This is a genomic window from Ornatilinea apprima, from assembly GCF_001306115.1.
Lineage (GTDB): Bacteria > Chloroflexota > Anaerolineae > Anaerolineales > Anaerolineaceae > Ornatilinea > Ornatilinea apprima.
Map to the genome: position 1 here is coordinate 109810 of NZ_LGCL01000016.1, position 14887 is coordinate 124696.

General features: G+C 53.5%; 15 protein-coding genes. 11 read left to right on the plus strand and 4 right to left on the minus strand.

What is annotated here, in order from left to right:
• Positions 1-21: 21 nt before the first annotated feature.
• Together ADN00_RS05610 and ADN00_RS05615 are read left to right on the plus strand one after the other, a co-directional pair.
• Positions 22-378, plus strand: a complete 357-nt coding sequence (locus tag ADN00_RS05610; protein WP_075061983.1) for an MBL fold metallo-hydrolase — start codon at positions 22-24, stop codon at positions 376-378.
• A 113-nt stretch (positions 379-491) separates the two neighbouring features.
• Positions 492-1181, plus strand: coding sequence for a histidine phosphatase family protein (locus ADN00_RS05615; protein WP_075061984.1), 690 nt, complete (start codon positions 492-494; stop codon positions 1179-1181).
• Between the two features lie 39 nt (positions 1182-1220).
• Here the strand turns inward: ADN00_RS05615 and ADN00_RS05620 are convergent, their stop codons facing one another.
• A complete protein-coding gene (locus ADN00_RS05620) occupies positions 1221-2207 on the minus strand; it encodes a glycosyltransferase family 2 protein (RefSeq protein ID WP_075061985.1) in 987 nt (328 codons plus the stop codon).
• Between the two features lie 128 nt (positions 2208-2335).
• On the opposite strand from ADN00_RS05620, the gene wecB reads away from it, so the two are divergent.
• Positions 2336-3481: a non-hydrolyzing UDP-N-acetylglucosamine 2-epimerase gene (gene wecB / locus ADN00_RS05625; protein ID WP_082389913.1), complete on the plus strand. Its 1146-nt coding sequence runs from the start codon at positions 2336-2338 to the stop codon at positions 3479-3481.
• A gap of 62 nt (positions 3482-3543) precedes the next feature.
• On the opposite strand, the gene ADN00_RS05630 is transcribed toward wecB, so the two are convergent.
• From ADN00_RS05630 to ADN00_RS05640, 3 genes are all read right to left on the minus strand, one after another.
• Positions 3544-4467 (minus strand): GNAT family N-acetyltransferase, encoded by a 924-nt coding sequence (locus ADN00_RS05630; protein ID WP_075061986.1) that lies wholly within the window; start codon positions 4465-4467, stop codon positions 3544-3546.
• 9 nt (positions 4468-4476) lie between these two features.
• Positions 4477-5313 (minus strand): hypothetical protein, encoded by an 837-nt coding sequence (locus ADN00_RS05635; protein WP_075061987.1) that lies wholly within the window; start codon positions 5311-5313, stop codon positions 4477-4479.
• A gap of 172 nt (positions 5314-5485) precedes the next feature.
• The gene (locus ADN00_RS05640; protein WP_075061988.1) at positions 5486-6454 is read right to left on the minus strand and encodes a sugar-binding transcriptional regulator; all 969 of its coding nucleotides are present in this window, start codon (positions 6452-6454) and stop codon (positions 5486-5488) included.
• 149 nt (positions 6455-6603) lie between these two features.
• Here ADN00_RS05640 and ADN00_RS05645 point away from each other — a divergent pair, with 149 nt between their 5' ends.
• The 8 genes from ADN00_RS05645 to ADN00_RS05680 all read left to right on the plus strand — a co-directional run bounded on the left by ADN00_RS05645 (position 6604) and on the right by ADN00_RS05680 (position 14766).
• Complete coding sequence (locus tag ADN00_RS05645; protein ID WP_075061989.1) at positions 6604-7434, plus strand: transketolase; 831 nt, start codon at positions 6604-6606, stop codon at positions 7432-7434.
• Between the two features lies 1 nt (position 7435).
• Complete coding sequence (locus tag ADN00_RS05650) at positions 7436-8401, plus strand: transketolase family protein (RefSeq protein WP_075061990.1); 966 nt, start codon at positions 7436-7438, stop codon at positions 8399-8401.
• Positions 8398-9891 carry an FGGY family carbohydrate kinase gene (locus ADN00_RS05655; RefSeq protein ID WP_075061991.1) on the plus strand — a complete coding sequence of 498 codons (1494 nt, stop codon included), beginning with the start codon at positions 8398-8400 and terminating at the stop codon, positions 9889-9891. The genes ADN00_RS05650 and ADN00_RS05655 overlap by 4 nt, the downstream gene beginning before the upstream one ends.
• A gap of 10 nt (positions 9892-9901) precedes the next feature.
• Positions 9902-10603, plus strand: a complete 702-nt coding sequence (locus tag ADN00_RS05660) for a DUF2291 family protein (protein ID WP_075061992.1) — start codon at positions 9902-9904, stop codon at positions 10601-10603.
• Between the two features lie 2 nt (positions 10604-10605).
• A complete protein-coding gene (locus ADN00_RS05665) occupies positions 10606-12192 on the plus strand; it encodes a sugar ABC transporter ATP-binding protein (RefSeq protein WP_075061993.1) in 1587 nt (528 codons plus the stop codon).
• 1 nt (position 12193) lies between these two features.
• The gene (locus ADN00_RS05670) at positions 12194-13258 is read left to right on the plus strand and encodes an ABC transporter permease (protein ID WP_075062166.1); all 1065 of its coding nucleotides are present in this window, start codon (positions 12194-12196) and stop codon (positions 13256-13258) included.
• A 178-nt stretch (positions 13259-13436) separates the two neighbouring features.
• A complete protein-coding gene (locus tag ADN00_RS05675; RefSeq protein WP_075062167.1) occupies positions 13437-14387 on the plus strand; it encodes a D-ribose ABC transporter substrate-binding protein in 951 nt (316 codons plus the stop codon).
• Positions 14388-14577: 190 nt separating this feature from the next.
• Entirely contained in the window at positions 14578-14766 is a 189-nt protein-coding gene (locus ADN00_RS05680) for a hypothetical protein (protein ID WP_075061994.1), read from the plus strand.
• Positions 14767-14887 lie beyond the last annotated feature (121 nt).

Sequence of the window (14887 nt, forward strand, 5' to 3'; positions counted from 1 at the left end):
AGGAGAAAGTGAAGGCCAGGCATGTCATTTGAACAGCATCAAGAGAAGAGTTATCCAAAAGAAGCTCAGCTTGTTTATCAATCGGCTCTCAAGGTAACGGAGAAACTGGGGGGTAAGGTCATCTCCTCAACGCCGGAAGGATTGCGCTTTGAAGCCCGCTTCCCCAAGGTCATTTTGGGAAAAACCCTGGGAGAGCGCACCCAGCTTTCCTGCGCGGTGCGGGCAGACGGCGAAAACAGCCAGGTGATTCTCGACGCGTTTCCGCTGGACGCGCTGGAAAGAAAGCTGTTGTTTGGGGCGCGGAAAGGGGTAACGCTGACCGTGGTTACCTGGTTCACCGCCCACCTGGAGCATACGCTGGGATTATTGAGCCAGTAAGCCGGCAGGGGAAGTCCTTGAGCTAAAACAGAAAGGATGGTGTTTGGGGAACATCATCCTTTTTGTTATCTTTTCATGCAAAATAATGCTACGCTTAATCAATGGAGGAAACTATGAGCGATCAACCTGCAACTCGTGTGTATTTGGTGCGGCATGGCGCCACCCAGCTTAGCGCGGAAGACCGCTTTGCCGGCGCTGTGGATGTGAAGTTATCGGAAGAGGGCAAGTTCCAGGCAGCCCGGCTGGCGGAACGGCTGGCCGACGACGCCATATCGGCGGTGTATTGCAGCCCAATGGCGCGCACGGTAGCTACGGCCAGCATTGTGGCGAAGCCGCATAACCTGCCGTTGATCCAGCGCGATGGGCTGCGCGAGATCAATCACGGGCATTGGGAAGGCATGCGCCGGGCGGATGTGGAAGCGCAGTTCTCCGAAGAATACGCGGCCTGGGAAGAAGACCCGTTTACCTTTGCCCCGCAAGGCGGCGAGGCGGGCGTGAATGTGATTGCGCGGGCGCTGCCGATTTTAAGAGAGATTGTGATTAACCACCGCGGGCAGAATGTGCTGGTGGTTTCCCATAAGGCCACCATTCGCTTGTTGATCAGCAGCGTGCTGGGGTTTGACGCGCGCGGCTACCGCGACCGTTTGGACCAGTCCCCGGCTTGCCTGAACGTGCTTGATTTCCGTGATCCGGTTCGGGCGCGGCTGATGCTATTCAACGATGTTTCCCATTACACCGATCAACCGGAACGCTCAGGCGGGCGGCTTTCCAAATGGTGGGACGAGACCCTGGACCAGGCATAAGAACAGCCGGTCCGCAGCCGCTTTGTGAAATGCAACCGGTTACCAGAAACCGGCAGTAAATTGACTCTGGATCGGCTCGCTGGGAACGTTGTGAATATCCAGAGCGATGGATTGGATGATCAACTCAATTCCCACCATCAGCGGCAGCACGGCGATCATCACCGTGCCGGTGGTGGCTGGCACGCCCTGCTGGATGGACTGCCACCAGTAATAGGCTCCCCAGCCAACCCCGAAGATCATCAGCATCAGGCCCAGGATCAGGAATAATGAGAAGGCTGAAAAATCGCGGACGAAGTATTGAATCAGGATACGCCGCAAGAATTTTTTGGCCAGCCGGAAGGGAAAATTCACCAGAGCGTCCAGCTCAGAAAGCGAGCTTTTCTCTTTGCCGTAGCGGGCGGGAATGGGTACGTCGCGCACCACCGCGCGCAGGATGCCCAGTTCGGCCAGCAGGCTGGACTCGAAGAAGAAGCGGCGGTCAACGCGCTCGCAGTCCAGCAGGGGAAATACCGCCGCGTGCAGGGCGGTGTAGCCATTGGTCGGGTCGAACACATTCCAGTAGCCTGAGGCAGCTTTGACCAGGAAAGACAGGCCCACGTTGCCCAGGCGGCGCAAAAAAGGCATGGCTGAAATTTTGGAAAAATGCAGGAAACGGTTGCCTTTGGTGTAATCGGCTTTGCCTTCCAGAATGGGCTGCAGCAGTTTGGGCAGGTATTGGGGGTCCATCTGCCCGTCGCTGTCCATTTTGACCAGAACATCCGCACCCTGTGCCACGGCCTCGCGGTAGCCGCTGAGCACCGCGCCGCCCACACCCTGGTTAGCCGCGTGCTGGAGGATGGTGATGCGCGGATTGCTGGATTGCAGTCCGCGCACGACCTCCAGCGCGTCGTCGGGGGAGTCGTCGTCAACGTAAATGATGCTGGCGACCCAATCGGGCAGGCTCTGGATGACCGCGGAAATGGTGGTTTCGCAGCGGTAACCGGGAATAATGACAGCGACTCGCGGGACAGAGGTGGGATTGCGCATAGGGTATCAATCTGAGGTGTGAATGAGTTGGTACGATTTTAACCGAAAAAGGGGGGGAGCGCAGTTTTTGTTCTGCCAGAAAGGCGCATTGTTGCCCGTTTCATAATCGATTAGAATGGGGGGTGCAAATGCATGAAAAGGGGAAGCATAACTTGATTAAAGTCTTATCTATTTTTGGCACCCGGCCCGAAGCGGTGAAAATGGCGCCGGTGGTAAAACAGTTGGAGGCGCATCCTGAGATTGAATCGCGGGTGTGCGTTACCGCCCAGCACCGCCAGATGCTCGACCAGGTGCTGGACTTGTTTGCCATTCAGCCCGACATAGACCTGAACCTGATGCGCGAGAACCAGAGTCTGGCGGGGTTGACCTCTGAGATTCTGATTCACTTGGAACCGGTGTTAAAAGACCTGAAGCCGGATTGGGTGCTGGTGCAGGGCGATACCACCACGGTGATGACGGCGGCTTTGCTGTGCTATTACAACCGTATCAAAGTTGGGCATGTGGAGGCCGGTCTGCGCACCGGCGATAAATGGCAGCCTTTCCCCGAAGAAGTGAACCGGCGCATCGCCAGTGTGGTGACCGACTTACATTTTGCGCCCACAGAGCACAGCCGCCAGAATCTGCTGCGCGAAGGCGTGGCCGACGAGCTGATTGTGGTTACCGGCAACCCGGTTATTGACGCGCTGCAAGAGATCACCCGCCGCCCGGCGCCGCAGATGGTGGCCTCGCTGCTGGCGGACAAGGGCATTGGGGCGGGCGGCAAGCAGCTCATTCTGGTTACCGCCCACCGCCGCGAGAATTTCGGCCAGCCGATCCGTGACATTTGCGCCGCGTTGAAAACGCTGGCCAACCGGTACCGCGGGCAGGTGGAACTGGTTTACCCGGTGCATTTGAATCCGAATATCAAGGACGTGGTGAGCCGCGAATTGGGCGCGGTGGAAAACATCACCTTGCTGCCTCCGCTGGATTATCTGCCGCTGGTGCATCTGATGAAGCAGTCCAAACTGGTGCTGACGGACTCGGGCGGTATTCAGGAAGAAGCGACTTCCATGGGCATTCCGACCCTGGTGCTGCGCGAAGTCACCGAACGCCCGGAAGGGGTGGACGCGGGCGTGCTGCGCCTGGTGGGCACGGATCCTGATCGCATTGTGAGCGAAACCCGCCGCTTGCTGGAAGATGAAGCGGCTTACACGGCCATGTCGCAGGCAAAAAATCCGTTTGGCGATGGGCGCGCGGCCGAGAAAATTGTGCAAGCGATTGTAAAGCGGGGATAAGATAACTTATCAACAACAAGAAGAATACGCGAACCGGATGGTGCAACACCATCCGGTTTTGATTAAAGCCTCTTTTGATAAAGGCGCGCCTCGCGCCAGGTTTCAAACCCGGCCTCGTAGTACAGGCTGAGGGCGCGCAGGTTGTCCACCTCGGTGGCGAGTTTGATGGCCGGCAGGCCGATCATTTGCAGGTAGTGCATGGCGGTGTAGAGCAGGCAGCGGCCCAATCCCTGCCGCCGCGCTGCAGGCAGCACGCCCAGATAGTCAATCAGGCCGATTGGTTCTTCTTCCGCTTCCTTTTCGACCCCTGCCAGGCAAAAGCCGGTGAGCAGGCCAGTGGGATCACGCGCTACCCACCAATAGCCCAAGTTTTCGCGGGTTTTGCGCCATTCCTTGTCAAGTATTTCTGGTTTATACGAGTGGCCGGGAAAACACTGGTCAAACGCGGCCAGCAGATCAGCGCCGTCATGGGCGGGGTCAAAGGCGTTGAGCTGCGCGCTCAGCTTGGTTTGGCAGGGCGGGATGGGCTGGCGGGTATCGCGTTTTAACACAGAGAACTGGCGCGCCATTTGCAGGCCCGATTTTTCACACAGAGCGTAGATACCGGGCACATTGCGCCGGGCAGGCACCTGAAAAAGAATCTTTGCGCCGCGTGGTGCGGCGGCTTGCGCGGTGTGCGCGGCCTGCTCCAGCAGGCGCGCACCCAACCCCTGACGCCGGAAAGCAGGGTGGACGCAGCCGAAGCACAATACTTTTACCCCCTCAAGCGTATCTTCCGCATCCAGGCGGTAATAACCGGCCAGTTGATCGCCGTGGTAAAGCAGGTGAATGCGTTGGTCGGGGGGGATGGGCTGGTCTTTCTGCAGCGCTTCAGCAAGATCGGCGGTGGTATAGTACCAGCCGGCCTGATCGACCTGGTTGGCGGCGTCGATCAGGTTCAACAGCGCGGGGATGTCGGCTTCGGTGCAGGGGCGGATTTGCAGCATGGGAGATTCCTATTCGAGTTCGGTTGGCAGTGAAAGGGGATTGGCTCGTTGTTTGAAGCGGGCGACGATTTTGGGCAGGAAGAGCTGGTACAGTTCCAACACCCGCCAGAAAGCCACGGCGGCCATGCCGTGTGCCAGAACAGCAAAGAAGGGCGGGGTTTGCAGGGTGTAATACGTCCAGCACCAGCGGGTGGTGCCCCATAATTCCAGGAAGTAACCCAGGCCGCTGCCGGCCACAAAGGTCAACACAATGGCTTTGGGGTCGGTGGGGGTGAGGATAAGAAACGCGCACAGAATGAGGGCCATGATGGTCAGCGACTTGTCCAACGTGGGCCAGACGAAGAACAACATGTAGCCTAAAAAGGCAGGCAGCAGAATCCAATGCAGGGTTCTAAATACGCCCAGCGGAACGTTTTCCAGTTTGGAGCGCAGCAGGCGGTAGAGGCGGTCAATGGAGAGACTGGCAATCGGCCAGGCGGGAATGATCCACAGGGGCGGGCGCTCGTTGGTGTAATAGACCCATAATTCGGTTTGGGTGCCCCAGCTTTCAATCACCAGGCCGCCCATTAAGCCGATGAAGGCGATGGGCAGGTCTTTGCGCAAGTTGGCGTCCGCCATGATCAGCAGCGACATAACCAGAAAATTGCCCAGCAGCAGCCAATCGAACTGCTGCCAGAAGGAAACGCGCGGATCGTAGGTTTGAATGTAGGCTTCCAGCAGAGGCCACCAGACGTAACCGATCAGAAAAATGAGCGCCAGAAACGCGCTCATCATCATGTAGCTGGTGCGGTTCCAGCGAAAGAAGCGCGCCACACGCCGCGGCAGAGAAGGTTTTGGATGGGGCATGCCCTTATTCTACTAGAATTTTTTATGGAGAGGAGACGATTTGCGTGCAAAATTGAGTCTCAGCCAACAGGCCAGATGCCGGTTTTTACTCCCTCGCGGCCGATCTGGTGGCGAATAAATGGATATTGAGGTTAGCAGCGATTAACCTGGTTGTTTGAAGGCTTCTCGAAGGTCAAACTTTGCCGCCTTCCTCCGCCAGCCATTGGGCGGTGCATTTATCGGTGATAAGGATGTTGATATATCTGCCGCGCAAGGCGCCCAGAATAGCGGCGCGTTTGCGAACACCGCCGGCCACGCCAATGGCTCGTTCCACTTTTTGAAGCTGTTCGAGCTTCATGGAAAAAACACGGTTGCTTAATTCGGTTTGCACAGCTTTGCCGTTGATATCAAAAAAGCGCAGCAGCGCGTCACCCACCGCGCCTTTACTGGAAAGCAGCGCCAGTTCTTCATCGGTAAAGATGTTACCGGATGCTTTTAATAAATTTGAGGGCTGCAGCGCGCCAATGCCCACCAGTGCCAGGGTAACTTCATCGAACATTTGGATGGCTTTCTGCACATACGGATCCTGCTCCAGCACTTTGAGTGAATTGCCGGAACCCAAAATGCCCGGCACGGGCAGAAAGACGGCTTCACCACTCACCAGACCGGCCAGGCGCGAGGTAAGACGGTTGGCGTGCGCTTCAGCGGTGGGGTTGCCCACCCCGCCCAAAATCTGAATGACACGGATGTTGTTTCTTTTTTGGATGGAGTGAAAGGCATCGACCAGGGCTAATAAGGCCGAGCTCCAGGAAGAAATACCGATAACTTCGTTATGGTTGATGGCCGTTTCCAGGTAGTACGCAGCCGCGGCGCCGATATCGCGGTTGATGATCGATTCGTCGGTGTCACTGTAACAGTCAACGATGATGGCATCCCGCAGTTTGTATTGATGAATAAGGGTTTCTTCCAGCTCGGAATTCACGCCAGCCGGAATGGTAACCGAGATGCGCACAATGCCTTCATCTTTGGCGCGTTCCAGAAAGCGGGATACGGTGGCCTGGGATATACCCAACTGCCGGGAGATTTCTGACTGCTTGATCCCCAATTCATAGTACATGCGCGCAATGCGGCTGATTACCCGTAGTTCATCCACTCTAGCCATGCGATGCTCCCTGTATAAATATAGATGTTTGAATAATTATACATTTTTTGTTGATATGTATATATTAACAAATTATTATTAATAAGCATTCAGTTATGAATAATTATACAGAAATTTTTAGAATGACGTTTTTAGAGGCATGAGTAACGATGGACGTAAAAACCCTGATTCAAAAATCAATCCAATACAGGAAGCGCACCCTGAAAGCCATCAAAACCGCCAACGCGGGGCACACGGGCGGCGACCTTTCCTGCCTGGATATTCTCAATGTGCTGTACAACCATGTGATGAATATATCGCCTGATAACATGCAGTCACCTGACCGTGACCGCTTTATTCAAAGCAAGGGACACTCCGTAGAAGCGTTGTATGTGGTTTTATCGGATAAAGGGTTTTTCCCGGATTCGGCGCTGGATACAATCTGCCAATACCAGTCCGATTTTATCGGGCACCCAACGCGCAAAATCCCTGGCGTGGAACAAAACACCGGCGCGCTGGGGCACGGTCTTTCCGTGGCGGTGGGACTGGCGCTGGCGGCGAAAATGGATGAACGCGCGTATCGCGTCTTCACCTTGATGGGAGACGGTGAGCTGACCGAAGGGTCGCTGTGGGAAGCCTCGATGAGCGCCGCCCATTACAAGCTGGACAATCTGGTGGTAATTGTCGACCGCAATGGACTGCAAATCACTGGCAAGACGGAAGAAGTGATGGCCCTTGAGCCGTTGGGGCAGAAGTTTGAAGCCTTTGGCTACGCGGTTAAAACCGTGGATGGCAACGATATCCCGGCGCTGTTGAATATGTTCTCTCAGCTGCCGTTTGAGCCAGGCAAGCCCAGCCTGATCCTGGCGAGTACGGTAAAGGGTAAAGGGATCAGTTTTATGGAACATAAGGCAGATTGGCATCATCATGTGCCGACAGACGAAGAAATGTTGATCGCGCTGCGCGAGCTGGACGCGGCATTGGAAACGCAGGTAGGTTAATATGAGTGCTGTATTGTCATCTGGAAAAGCAAATTTAGAGGTATTCGCGGACATTCTGCTGGAGACTGGCGTGCAAGACCGTGACCTGGTTGTGGTTACCAGCGACTCGCGCGGATCAGGAAAACTGACCGGCTTTGGCAAGAAGCTGCCAGCGCAAATGGTTGAAATTGGTATCGCTGAACAGAATCTGGTTGGGGTGGCGGCGGGTTTGGCCGCGGCGGGTAAGAAAACCTTTGCGGTGTCTCCGGCCTGCTTCCTGACGGCCCGCTCGCTGGAGCAAATCAAGAATGACGTTGCTTATTCCGACCAGCCGGTGCGCCTGGTGGGGATCAGCGCGGGGGTAAGCTACGGTGCGCTGGGCACAACGCACCATTCGCTGCATGACCTGGCGGTTTTGCAGGCAATCAACAATATCACCATCGTGGTTCCGGCCGATAATTACGAGACCCGCGAAGCAGTTCGGGCAGCGTACGAACAGAACAAGCCGGTCTACCTGCGCTTTGGCAAAAAATCTATGCCCGCGCTGCCGCACAACCCCGGTGATTTTGAAATTGGCAAAGGCCGCGTTCTGCGGGAAGGTGATGATGTTCTCTTTGTGGCGACTGGCGAAGCAGTTCTGCCTGCTTTCCAGGCGGCTGAGGAATTAGAACTCCACGGAATTATGAGTACGGTGATTTCAATGCACACCGTCAAACCGTTGGATACCGATCTGCTGAAAACCTATGCAGATCGCTGCCGGGCAGTGATTACCGTTGAAGAACACAGCATCCACGGCGGGTTGGGCTCGGCTTGCGCATCTTATCTGCTTCAGGTCGGTTACCATAAACCGTTCCATATCGTTGCCATTCCAGATGAGCCCACTGTCAGCGGAAGCCAGGGGGAGATCTTCAATCATTACGGCATTTCCGCGGAAGGGCTTTCACAGTTGGCGATGAACATGCTGGTTGAAAAGGAACAAATTGCATGAATCCCATCATTCTGGTCGTAGATCAAAGCACCTCGGCAACCAAAGCCATGTTATTCACTCCGCAAGGCGAGTTGATTGACAAGGAATCGATGGACCATGAACAGATCTATCCCCAACCGGGATGGGTTGAACACAACGCCGAAGAAATCTACCAGAATCTGATTCAAGTGGTGCGGCGGCTTTTGGAGCGCCACCCGGAGCGTTGGTCAGATCTGGCGGGCTTCAGCCTGACCAACCAGCGCGAGACAGTGGTGGTGTTTGACCGCGCGACCGGAAAACCGCTGCACAACGCGATTGTCTGGCTCTGCCGGCGCGGTGAACCGCTGTGCAAGCAGTTTGTGCAAGAAGGTAAAGACGCCTATGTCAGCGAGAGAACCGGCTTAAAAATTGATACCTACTTCCCCGCCTCCAAATTGCGCTGGATTCTGGACAATCACGCGGACATTCAACAAAAACTTCAATCCGGCGAAGCCTTGTTTGGCACGATTGACACCTACGTTCTCTACCGGCTGACCAACGGACAGGTGTACGCCACCGACCATACCAACGCTTCTCGCACGTTGTTATACGATCTTCACACCCTGGCGTGGAACTTCCAATTGTTTGAGCTTTTTGGCATACAGGCAGCGGTTGCCCCCGAAATCCGCGAGAGCCGCGACCGCTTTGGAGAAACAACCTTTGAGGGCCTGCTGGAAAAACCGCTGCCCATTTCCGGCGTGATGGGCGATTCGCAGGCGGCTTTGTTCGCCCAGCGCTGTTTTGCGCCGGGTGAAGCCAAAGCTACCTTTGGCACGGGATCCTCTCTCCTGCTGAACATTGGGCATCGGCCGCAATTGGGCAAGCAGGGCCTGGTAACGGCTGTGGCCTGGGTGATGGATGGACAGCCGACCTACGCCTTTGAAGGAATCACCAATTTCACCGGCGCGACGATTGCCTGGCTGCGGGACAAGCTCGAACTGATTCGCAGCACCGAAGAGACCGAAGCCCTGGCGCTGTCTGTACCGGACACCGGCGGAGTTTACCTGGTGCCGGCCTTTGTGGGATTGAGCGCGCCGTATTGGCGTCCCGACGCGCGCGCGGCCATTGTGGGTATGTCTCCCTCAACCGGCAAAGCCGAAGTAGTGCGCGCCGCACTAGATTCCATTGCCTACATTATTAATGACGCTTTGGAACTGATGTCTTCTGAGGCAGGCATTCACCTGCAGTATATCTACGCAGATGGCGGCGCAGTGCGTAACCGCTACCTGATGCAGTTTGTTGCCGATCTGTCCGGCATGACGGTGCGGGTATCTCAACTGCAAGAGCTTTCCGCTTTTGGCGCAGTTCTGGCGGGAGGATTGGGACTGGGACTGTATGCTTCTTTGGAAGAGCTCAAGAACCTTCCCATTCACTACACGGAATATATGCCCCAGATGGATGCTGCCCAGGTGAAAAAATTACAAGACGGATGGAAAACAGCCGTGCAACAAGTTTTATATCAATCCAAATAAGGAAGAAGGCATGACACAAAAAACAGTAAAAATCATCTTTGCGTTGGTGGTACTCATCTTCCTGGCACTGGTGGGGCGCTATGGGTTCACAGTGGTCAAAATAGAGGACGAGGAAAAAGCTGTCCAAAGTGAAGCATTTGACCCGGTGTCCTATGTGGATGGCATATGGTCCACCGAAATCCTGCCAGCCTTCGACGAAAAGGCTGTCGAGCTCGTCAAAATCCTGGATGAATTGCAGCCAAACCAACAAGGGACCGCACCGAAAGAGGACTTAATCAAAGTTGCGAACCAATATGGCCTCATCACAGTCGGAGAAGCGCATGTTTACATGGTGAAGGGGACTGGCACGATAGTGAATGTCAACACTGACACTAGTTTGGGGACGGTGGAAGTCAAACTGGATGGCTACGACGGCCCAATTAAGGTTCTTCTTTACATTGGTACGCGTATTCCCAGTGATGAAACCTCGGTTCGTGATGCCGTTGGCTTTATCAACTTTGGAGATTTCAAGGAACAAACTGAATATGGAAAGGTTGGGTCTGAGATCAACAAGCGCATTCTTTCAGATGTGCTTGGCAACCTGGATAAAAATAGCTTGATGGGTAAAAAGATTTCCTTTCAGGGCGCTTTTAATATCCGCACCTTTAATCTTATACAAATAGAGCTGAAAGATATTCGGATTGTGCCGGTTGAAATCGAGTTGGGAGAATGATTATGCTCGAAGAGTCCCCTGTTCTTGAAGTTGAACCGATTTCGGAGACAGAAGAGATTGTTTTAATCGCTGAAAATATCACCAAAGTTTTTCCTGGGACGGTGGCGCTGGATGATGTTTCTTTCCAGGTGCGTAAAGGCAAGGTGAATGTTGTAATTGGTGAAAACGGGGCTGGGAAGTCGACGCTGATGAAAATCTTGGCCGGAGTGGAACGGCCAACAAGCGGAAGAATCCTGCTCGATAACCAGGAAATCCATTTGCATTCTCCGCTGGATGCGACCCGTCTGGGAATTGGGATTATTTACCAGGAGCTAAACCTGTGCGCCAATTTGAGTGTCACAGACAACATCTATCTGGCTTGTGAACTCGTTCACAACGGTTTGATTAATCAAAAATTGGAAAAACAACAAGCCCAGCAATTGATCAAGCGCCTTGAGCAGAATATCGACCCAAATGAACTGGTTGGCGACTTGCGCATTGGGCAGCAGCAAATCGTTGAGATTGCCAAAGCCCTTGCCCAAGATGTGCGCATCCTGATTATGGATGAACCGACCTCTGCCTTGAGCGCGGCTGAGGTGGAAGTTCTGTTTCGGATTATCCGAGAATTAAAGTCACATGGGGTAGCCATTATTTACATCTCGCACAAACTTGAAGAGCTGCTTCAAATTGGTGATTACATCACTGTTTTACGCGACGGTCATAAAGTGGCTGAAGCTGAGGCAGAGAAGGTTAACGTTTCCTGGTTGATCGAAAAGATGGTCGGACGCAACCCGGCGGCATTTTTTACTCGCGCCGAGCGCAAATTGGGTGAGGTACTTCTCAAAGTCGAAGACCTGACTCTGCCGCGTCTCGGAGGTGGATATGTGCTCGACCATGTTTCTTTTGAACTGCGCGAAGGCGAGATTTTAGGTTTTTATGGCCTGATGGGCGCCGGGCGTTCTGACCTGGTGGACTGCCTGGCGGGAGCGCGTCCACAGGCTACTGGCAAAATCTGGCTAAATGGGGAACCTGTCAGTTCTCATAATGTGGCGGAGCGCATTGAGGATGGATTTGTGCTGGTGCCCGAAGACCGACAGCGTTATGGGCTGGTGCAGACACTTTCGGTGATGGACAACATGCTACTGGCTAGCTTGAAGAAATATCTCCAGGGAACCTTCTTGGCGCGTAAGAAGGAAAAGGCGGTCTCCCAACAGCAGGTTGCAGAATTATCCATCCGTGTGGCGAGTGTGCAGCAGCCGATAACTTCTTTAAGCGGCGGCAATCAGCAAAAGGTAGTCGTTGCGAAAGGCTTACTAACTCACCCCAAAGTGCTGCTGCTTGATGAACCGACACGCGGTATCGATGTGGGAGCCAAATCTGAGATATTTGAGATTATGAGCCGCCTGGCGGCGCAAAAATACGCGGTAATTTTCATCTCATCAGAATTAAAAGAAATCCTTGCGATGTCTGATCGGATCATGGTGATGTCAAAGGGCGCAATAACGGGCGAATTTACCCATCAAGAGGCTACAGAAGAAAAATTGGTCGCGGCTTCTGCTATTGGTCACGGCCCATCAAACGGAGGCAACCGTAATGGAACAGGGAAATAAAATGGACTCAGTTTTGGTAAAGAAATCACGTGGCATTACAAAGACAGATATTCAACAGTTCCTGTTGCGGGGCAGGGCATTTATCGCACTCATCCTGGTACTGGTGGTCTTCACTTTGCTTTCGCCACAGTTCTTGAGTGGTGACAACATTGTGATTATGTCAAAGCACGTGGCCATCAATGCGTTACTGGCAACAGGAATGACTTTTATTATTTTGACGGGCGGGATTGATCTATCAGTTGGTTCCATAGTCGGCATGACCGCAATGATCGCGGGTGGCCTCATCAACGAAGGGCTGCGGATTCCTCAACTGGGCATCATCGTTTACCCTCATACTTGGACGATCATTCTGATTTCGCTGGCAGTGGGCACGCTGATGGGTGCTATCAGCGGGTTAATCATCACCCGTTTTAATGTGGCGCCCTTCATTGCCACACTGGGGACGATGTACGTCGCACGCGGAATTGCTGGTCTGCGGAATAATGGGTATACATTTCCCAATCTTGTCGGAAGACCAGAATATGGAAATACCGGCTTTGAACTTCTTGGTTCGGGCAATTTTCTGGGAATAAATTATTCGATTTGGATGATGATTATTTTTGCTGTGGTTGCTTACATTGTAACCACACGTTTGCCATTCGGTCGTCATGTTTATTCGATCGGTGGAAACGAACGCGCTGCTGAGCTATCGGGTGTGCGCATCAACCGCACGAAGGTGATTGTTTATAGTATTAGCGGGTTCTGCTCAGCAATGGTTGGGTTGATCATTGCTTCGCAATTGGTTGCAGCACACCCCGCCACGGGTGAAGCGTTTGAGATGAATGCCATTGCCGCAGTGGTTCTGGGCGGCACATCGCTGGCTGGTGGGCGCGGAAGCATTGGCGGTTCGTTGATTGGCGCCTTCGTGATCGGCGTATTGGGAGATGGGCTGGTAATGATGGGTGTCTCATCTTTCTGGCAAAAGGTGATTAAGGGGGCGGTAATTGTTTTGGCGGTGATTATCGACCAAGCCCAGGCACGAATGCAGGAGCGAATTGCACTTCAAAAACAACAAGAGCTGAAATGATGGCCTGAAAAAAGTCTGAGAAAGTCTTATCGAAAGGAGTTTCTATCGAAAAAACATTCTTGCTTTTCTGAGTCGTAAGTCAATTGGTCCCAAGTCTCTTACTCTCACACATATAGAGGAGAAGTCTATGTCTAACAAAAAGTTCGTTGTTATTCTGAGTTTGCTTGCGATTGTGGGTATGTTGCTGAGCGCCTGCCAGCCTGCTGCCCCTGCACCAGAAGAAGCCGCTGCCCCTGCGGCAGCAGAAGGCAAGAAATTGATGTGCATCATTGTGCCGCCCGTGGAGAATCCTTTCTTTGGCACCCAGCAGGAAATTGCGGCCAAGAAAGCGGAAGAAATGGGTTATGAAGCGCTCAAGCTGGTTCATGATGACGATGCCAACAAGCAGATGGAACTGATTGAGACCTGCATTGGCAAGGGTGCTGCGGCGATCATTCTGGATAATGCTGGCGCGGATGCGACTGTTGCCGCGGTGCAAAAAGCCAAGGATGCGGGCATTCCGACCTTCCTGATCGACCGAGAGATCACCAAAGAAGGTGTTGCGGTGGCTCAGATCGTTTCCAACAACTACCAGGGCGCGACCATTCTGGCCGAGTACTTTGCCCAGTTGATGGGTGAAGAGGGCGGATACATTGAGCTGACCGGTAAGGACACCGACACCAATGCCCATGTTCGCTCCCAGGGTTACCATGATGTGCTCGATCAAATCCCAGGCATGACCATGCTTGCGCAACAAACCGCCAACTGGAGCCAGACTGAGGGCTACAGCGTGATGGAAAGCCTGCTGCAGGCGCATCCTGAGGTCAAGGGTGTTATCTGTGGTAATGACACGATGGCGTTGGGCGCACAGGCAGCGCTGATTGCTGCTGGTCGTACTGATGTAATCGTGGTTGGTTTCGATGGCTCTGATGATGTCAATGAGTCCATCCTGAAGGGCGAAATCGACGCTGGGGCGCTCCAGCCAGTGGCAGAACTTGCTACTCAGGCTGTTATCCAGGCGGATGCTTTTATCAAGACCGGCAGCACTGGCAAACCTGAGAAGCAGACCATCGATATGGTTCTGTTAACCCCTGAAAACGCCTGTCAGTATACGGGTTTCGCTCCCAACGGCAAAACCAGCTGCCCGTAGTCAAAGTGGATTTCTAATCGTACTGTTGCATTTGGTTGAAATGTAACAAAGGAGGTGGCGGATGGTTCTAACACTATCCGTCACCTCTACAGGATCCTTGCAGTATGGAACCAGGTTTGCGGCTTGCCCATGCAAAGCTAGGCACTCCGTAATTACGAATTACAATCACATCAACTCCGCAAGCGATCCTATGAACATGGTTGTGGTTGGTTTAAACGGCAGCGACGGCGCGATTCAGTCCATTATGCAGGGTGAGGTGAAAGCGGCCTCGTTGCAGCCGGTGGCCGAGCGCGCTTGCATGACCTCTCAATTTGCCCCCAACGACAATGCAGGACCGTGCCAATCATCTTGTTGGAAGCAATATCATTATCCTGTTTGACATGGGATAAAGCAATTCAATAACCTGTTGTAAGCAGAGACATGGCTGCGCAGATGGCTAAACTTCACCATCTGCGCAGCATCAAAATAGATCATCATCAAACCTGATTGGTTCTTTGCAT

What these genes read in the sequence shown, in the direction of transcription:
- wecB (WP_082389913.1), top strand. Translation starts at nt 2,336, where the DNA reads ATGCATGAAAAGGGGAAGCATAACTTGATTAAAGTCTTATCTATTTTT.
- ADN00_RS05645 (WP_075061989.1), top strand. Translation starts at nt 6,604, where the DNA reads ATGGACGTAAAAACCCTGATTCAAAAATCAATCCAATACAGGAAGCGC.
- ADN00_RS05615 (WP_075061984.1), top strand. Translation starts at nt 492, where the DNA reads ATGAGCGATCAACCTGCAACTCGTGTGTATTTGGTGCGGCATGGCGCC.
- ADN00_RS05660 (WP_075061992.1), top strand. Translation starts at nt 9,902, where the DNA reads ATGACACAAAAAACAGTAAAAATCATCTTTGCGTTGGTGGTACTCATC.
- ADN00_RS05655 (WP_075061991.1), top strand. Translation starts at nt 8,398, where the DNA reads ATGAATCCCATCATTCTGGTCGTAGATCAAAGCACCTCGGCAACCAAA.
- ADN00_RS05620 (WP_075061985.1), bottom strand. Translation starts at nt 2,207, where the DNA reads ATGCGCAATCCCACCTCTGTCCCGCGAGTCGCTGTCATTATTCCCGGT.
- ADN00_RS05650 (WP_075061990.1), top strand. Translation starts at nt 7,436, where the DNA reads ATGAGTGCTGTATTGTCATCTGGAAAAGCAAATTTAGAGGTATTCGCG.
- ADN00_RS05630 (WP_075061986.1), bottom strand. Translation starts at nt 4,467, where the DNA reads ATGCTGCAAATCCGCCCCTGCACCGAAGCCGACATCCCCGCGCTGTTG.
- ADN00_RS05680 (WP_075061994.1), top strand. Translation starts at nt 14,578, where the DNA reads ATGAACATGGTTGTGGTTGGTTTAAACGGCAGCGACGGCGCGATTCAG.
- ADN00_RS05675 (WP_075062167.1), top strand. Translation starts at nt 13,437, where the DNA reads ATGTTGCTGAGCGCCTGCCAGCCTGCTGCCCCTGCACCAGAAGAAGCC.
- ADN00_RS05640 (WP_075061988.1), bottom strand. Translation starts at nt 6,454, where the DNA reads ATGGCTAGAGTGGATGAACTACGGGTAATCAGCCGCATTGCGCGCATG.
- ADN00_RS05610 (WP_075061983.1), top strand. Translation starts at nt 22, where the DNA reads ATGTCATTTGAACAGCATCAAGAGAAGAGTTATCCAAAAGAAGCTCAG.
- ADN00_RS05665 (WP_075061993.1), top strand. Translation starts at nt 10,606, where the DNA reads ATGCTCGAAGAGTCCCCTGTTCTTGAAGTTGAACCGATTTCGGAGACA.
- ADN00_RS05670 (WP_075062166.1), top strand. Translation starts at nt 12,194, where the DNA reads ATGGACTCAGTTTTGGTAAAGAAATCACGTGGCATTACAAAGACAGAT.
- ADN00_RS05635 (WP_075061987.1), bottom strand. Translation starts at nt 5,313, where the DNA reads ATGCCCCATCCAAAACCTTCTCTGCCGCGGCGTGTGGCGCGCTTCTTT.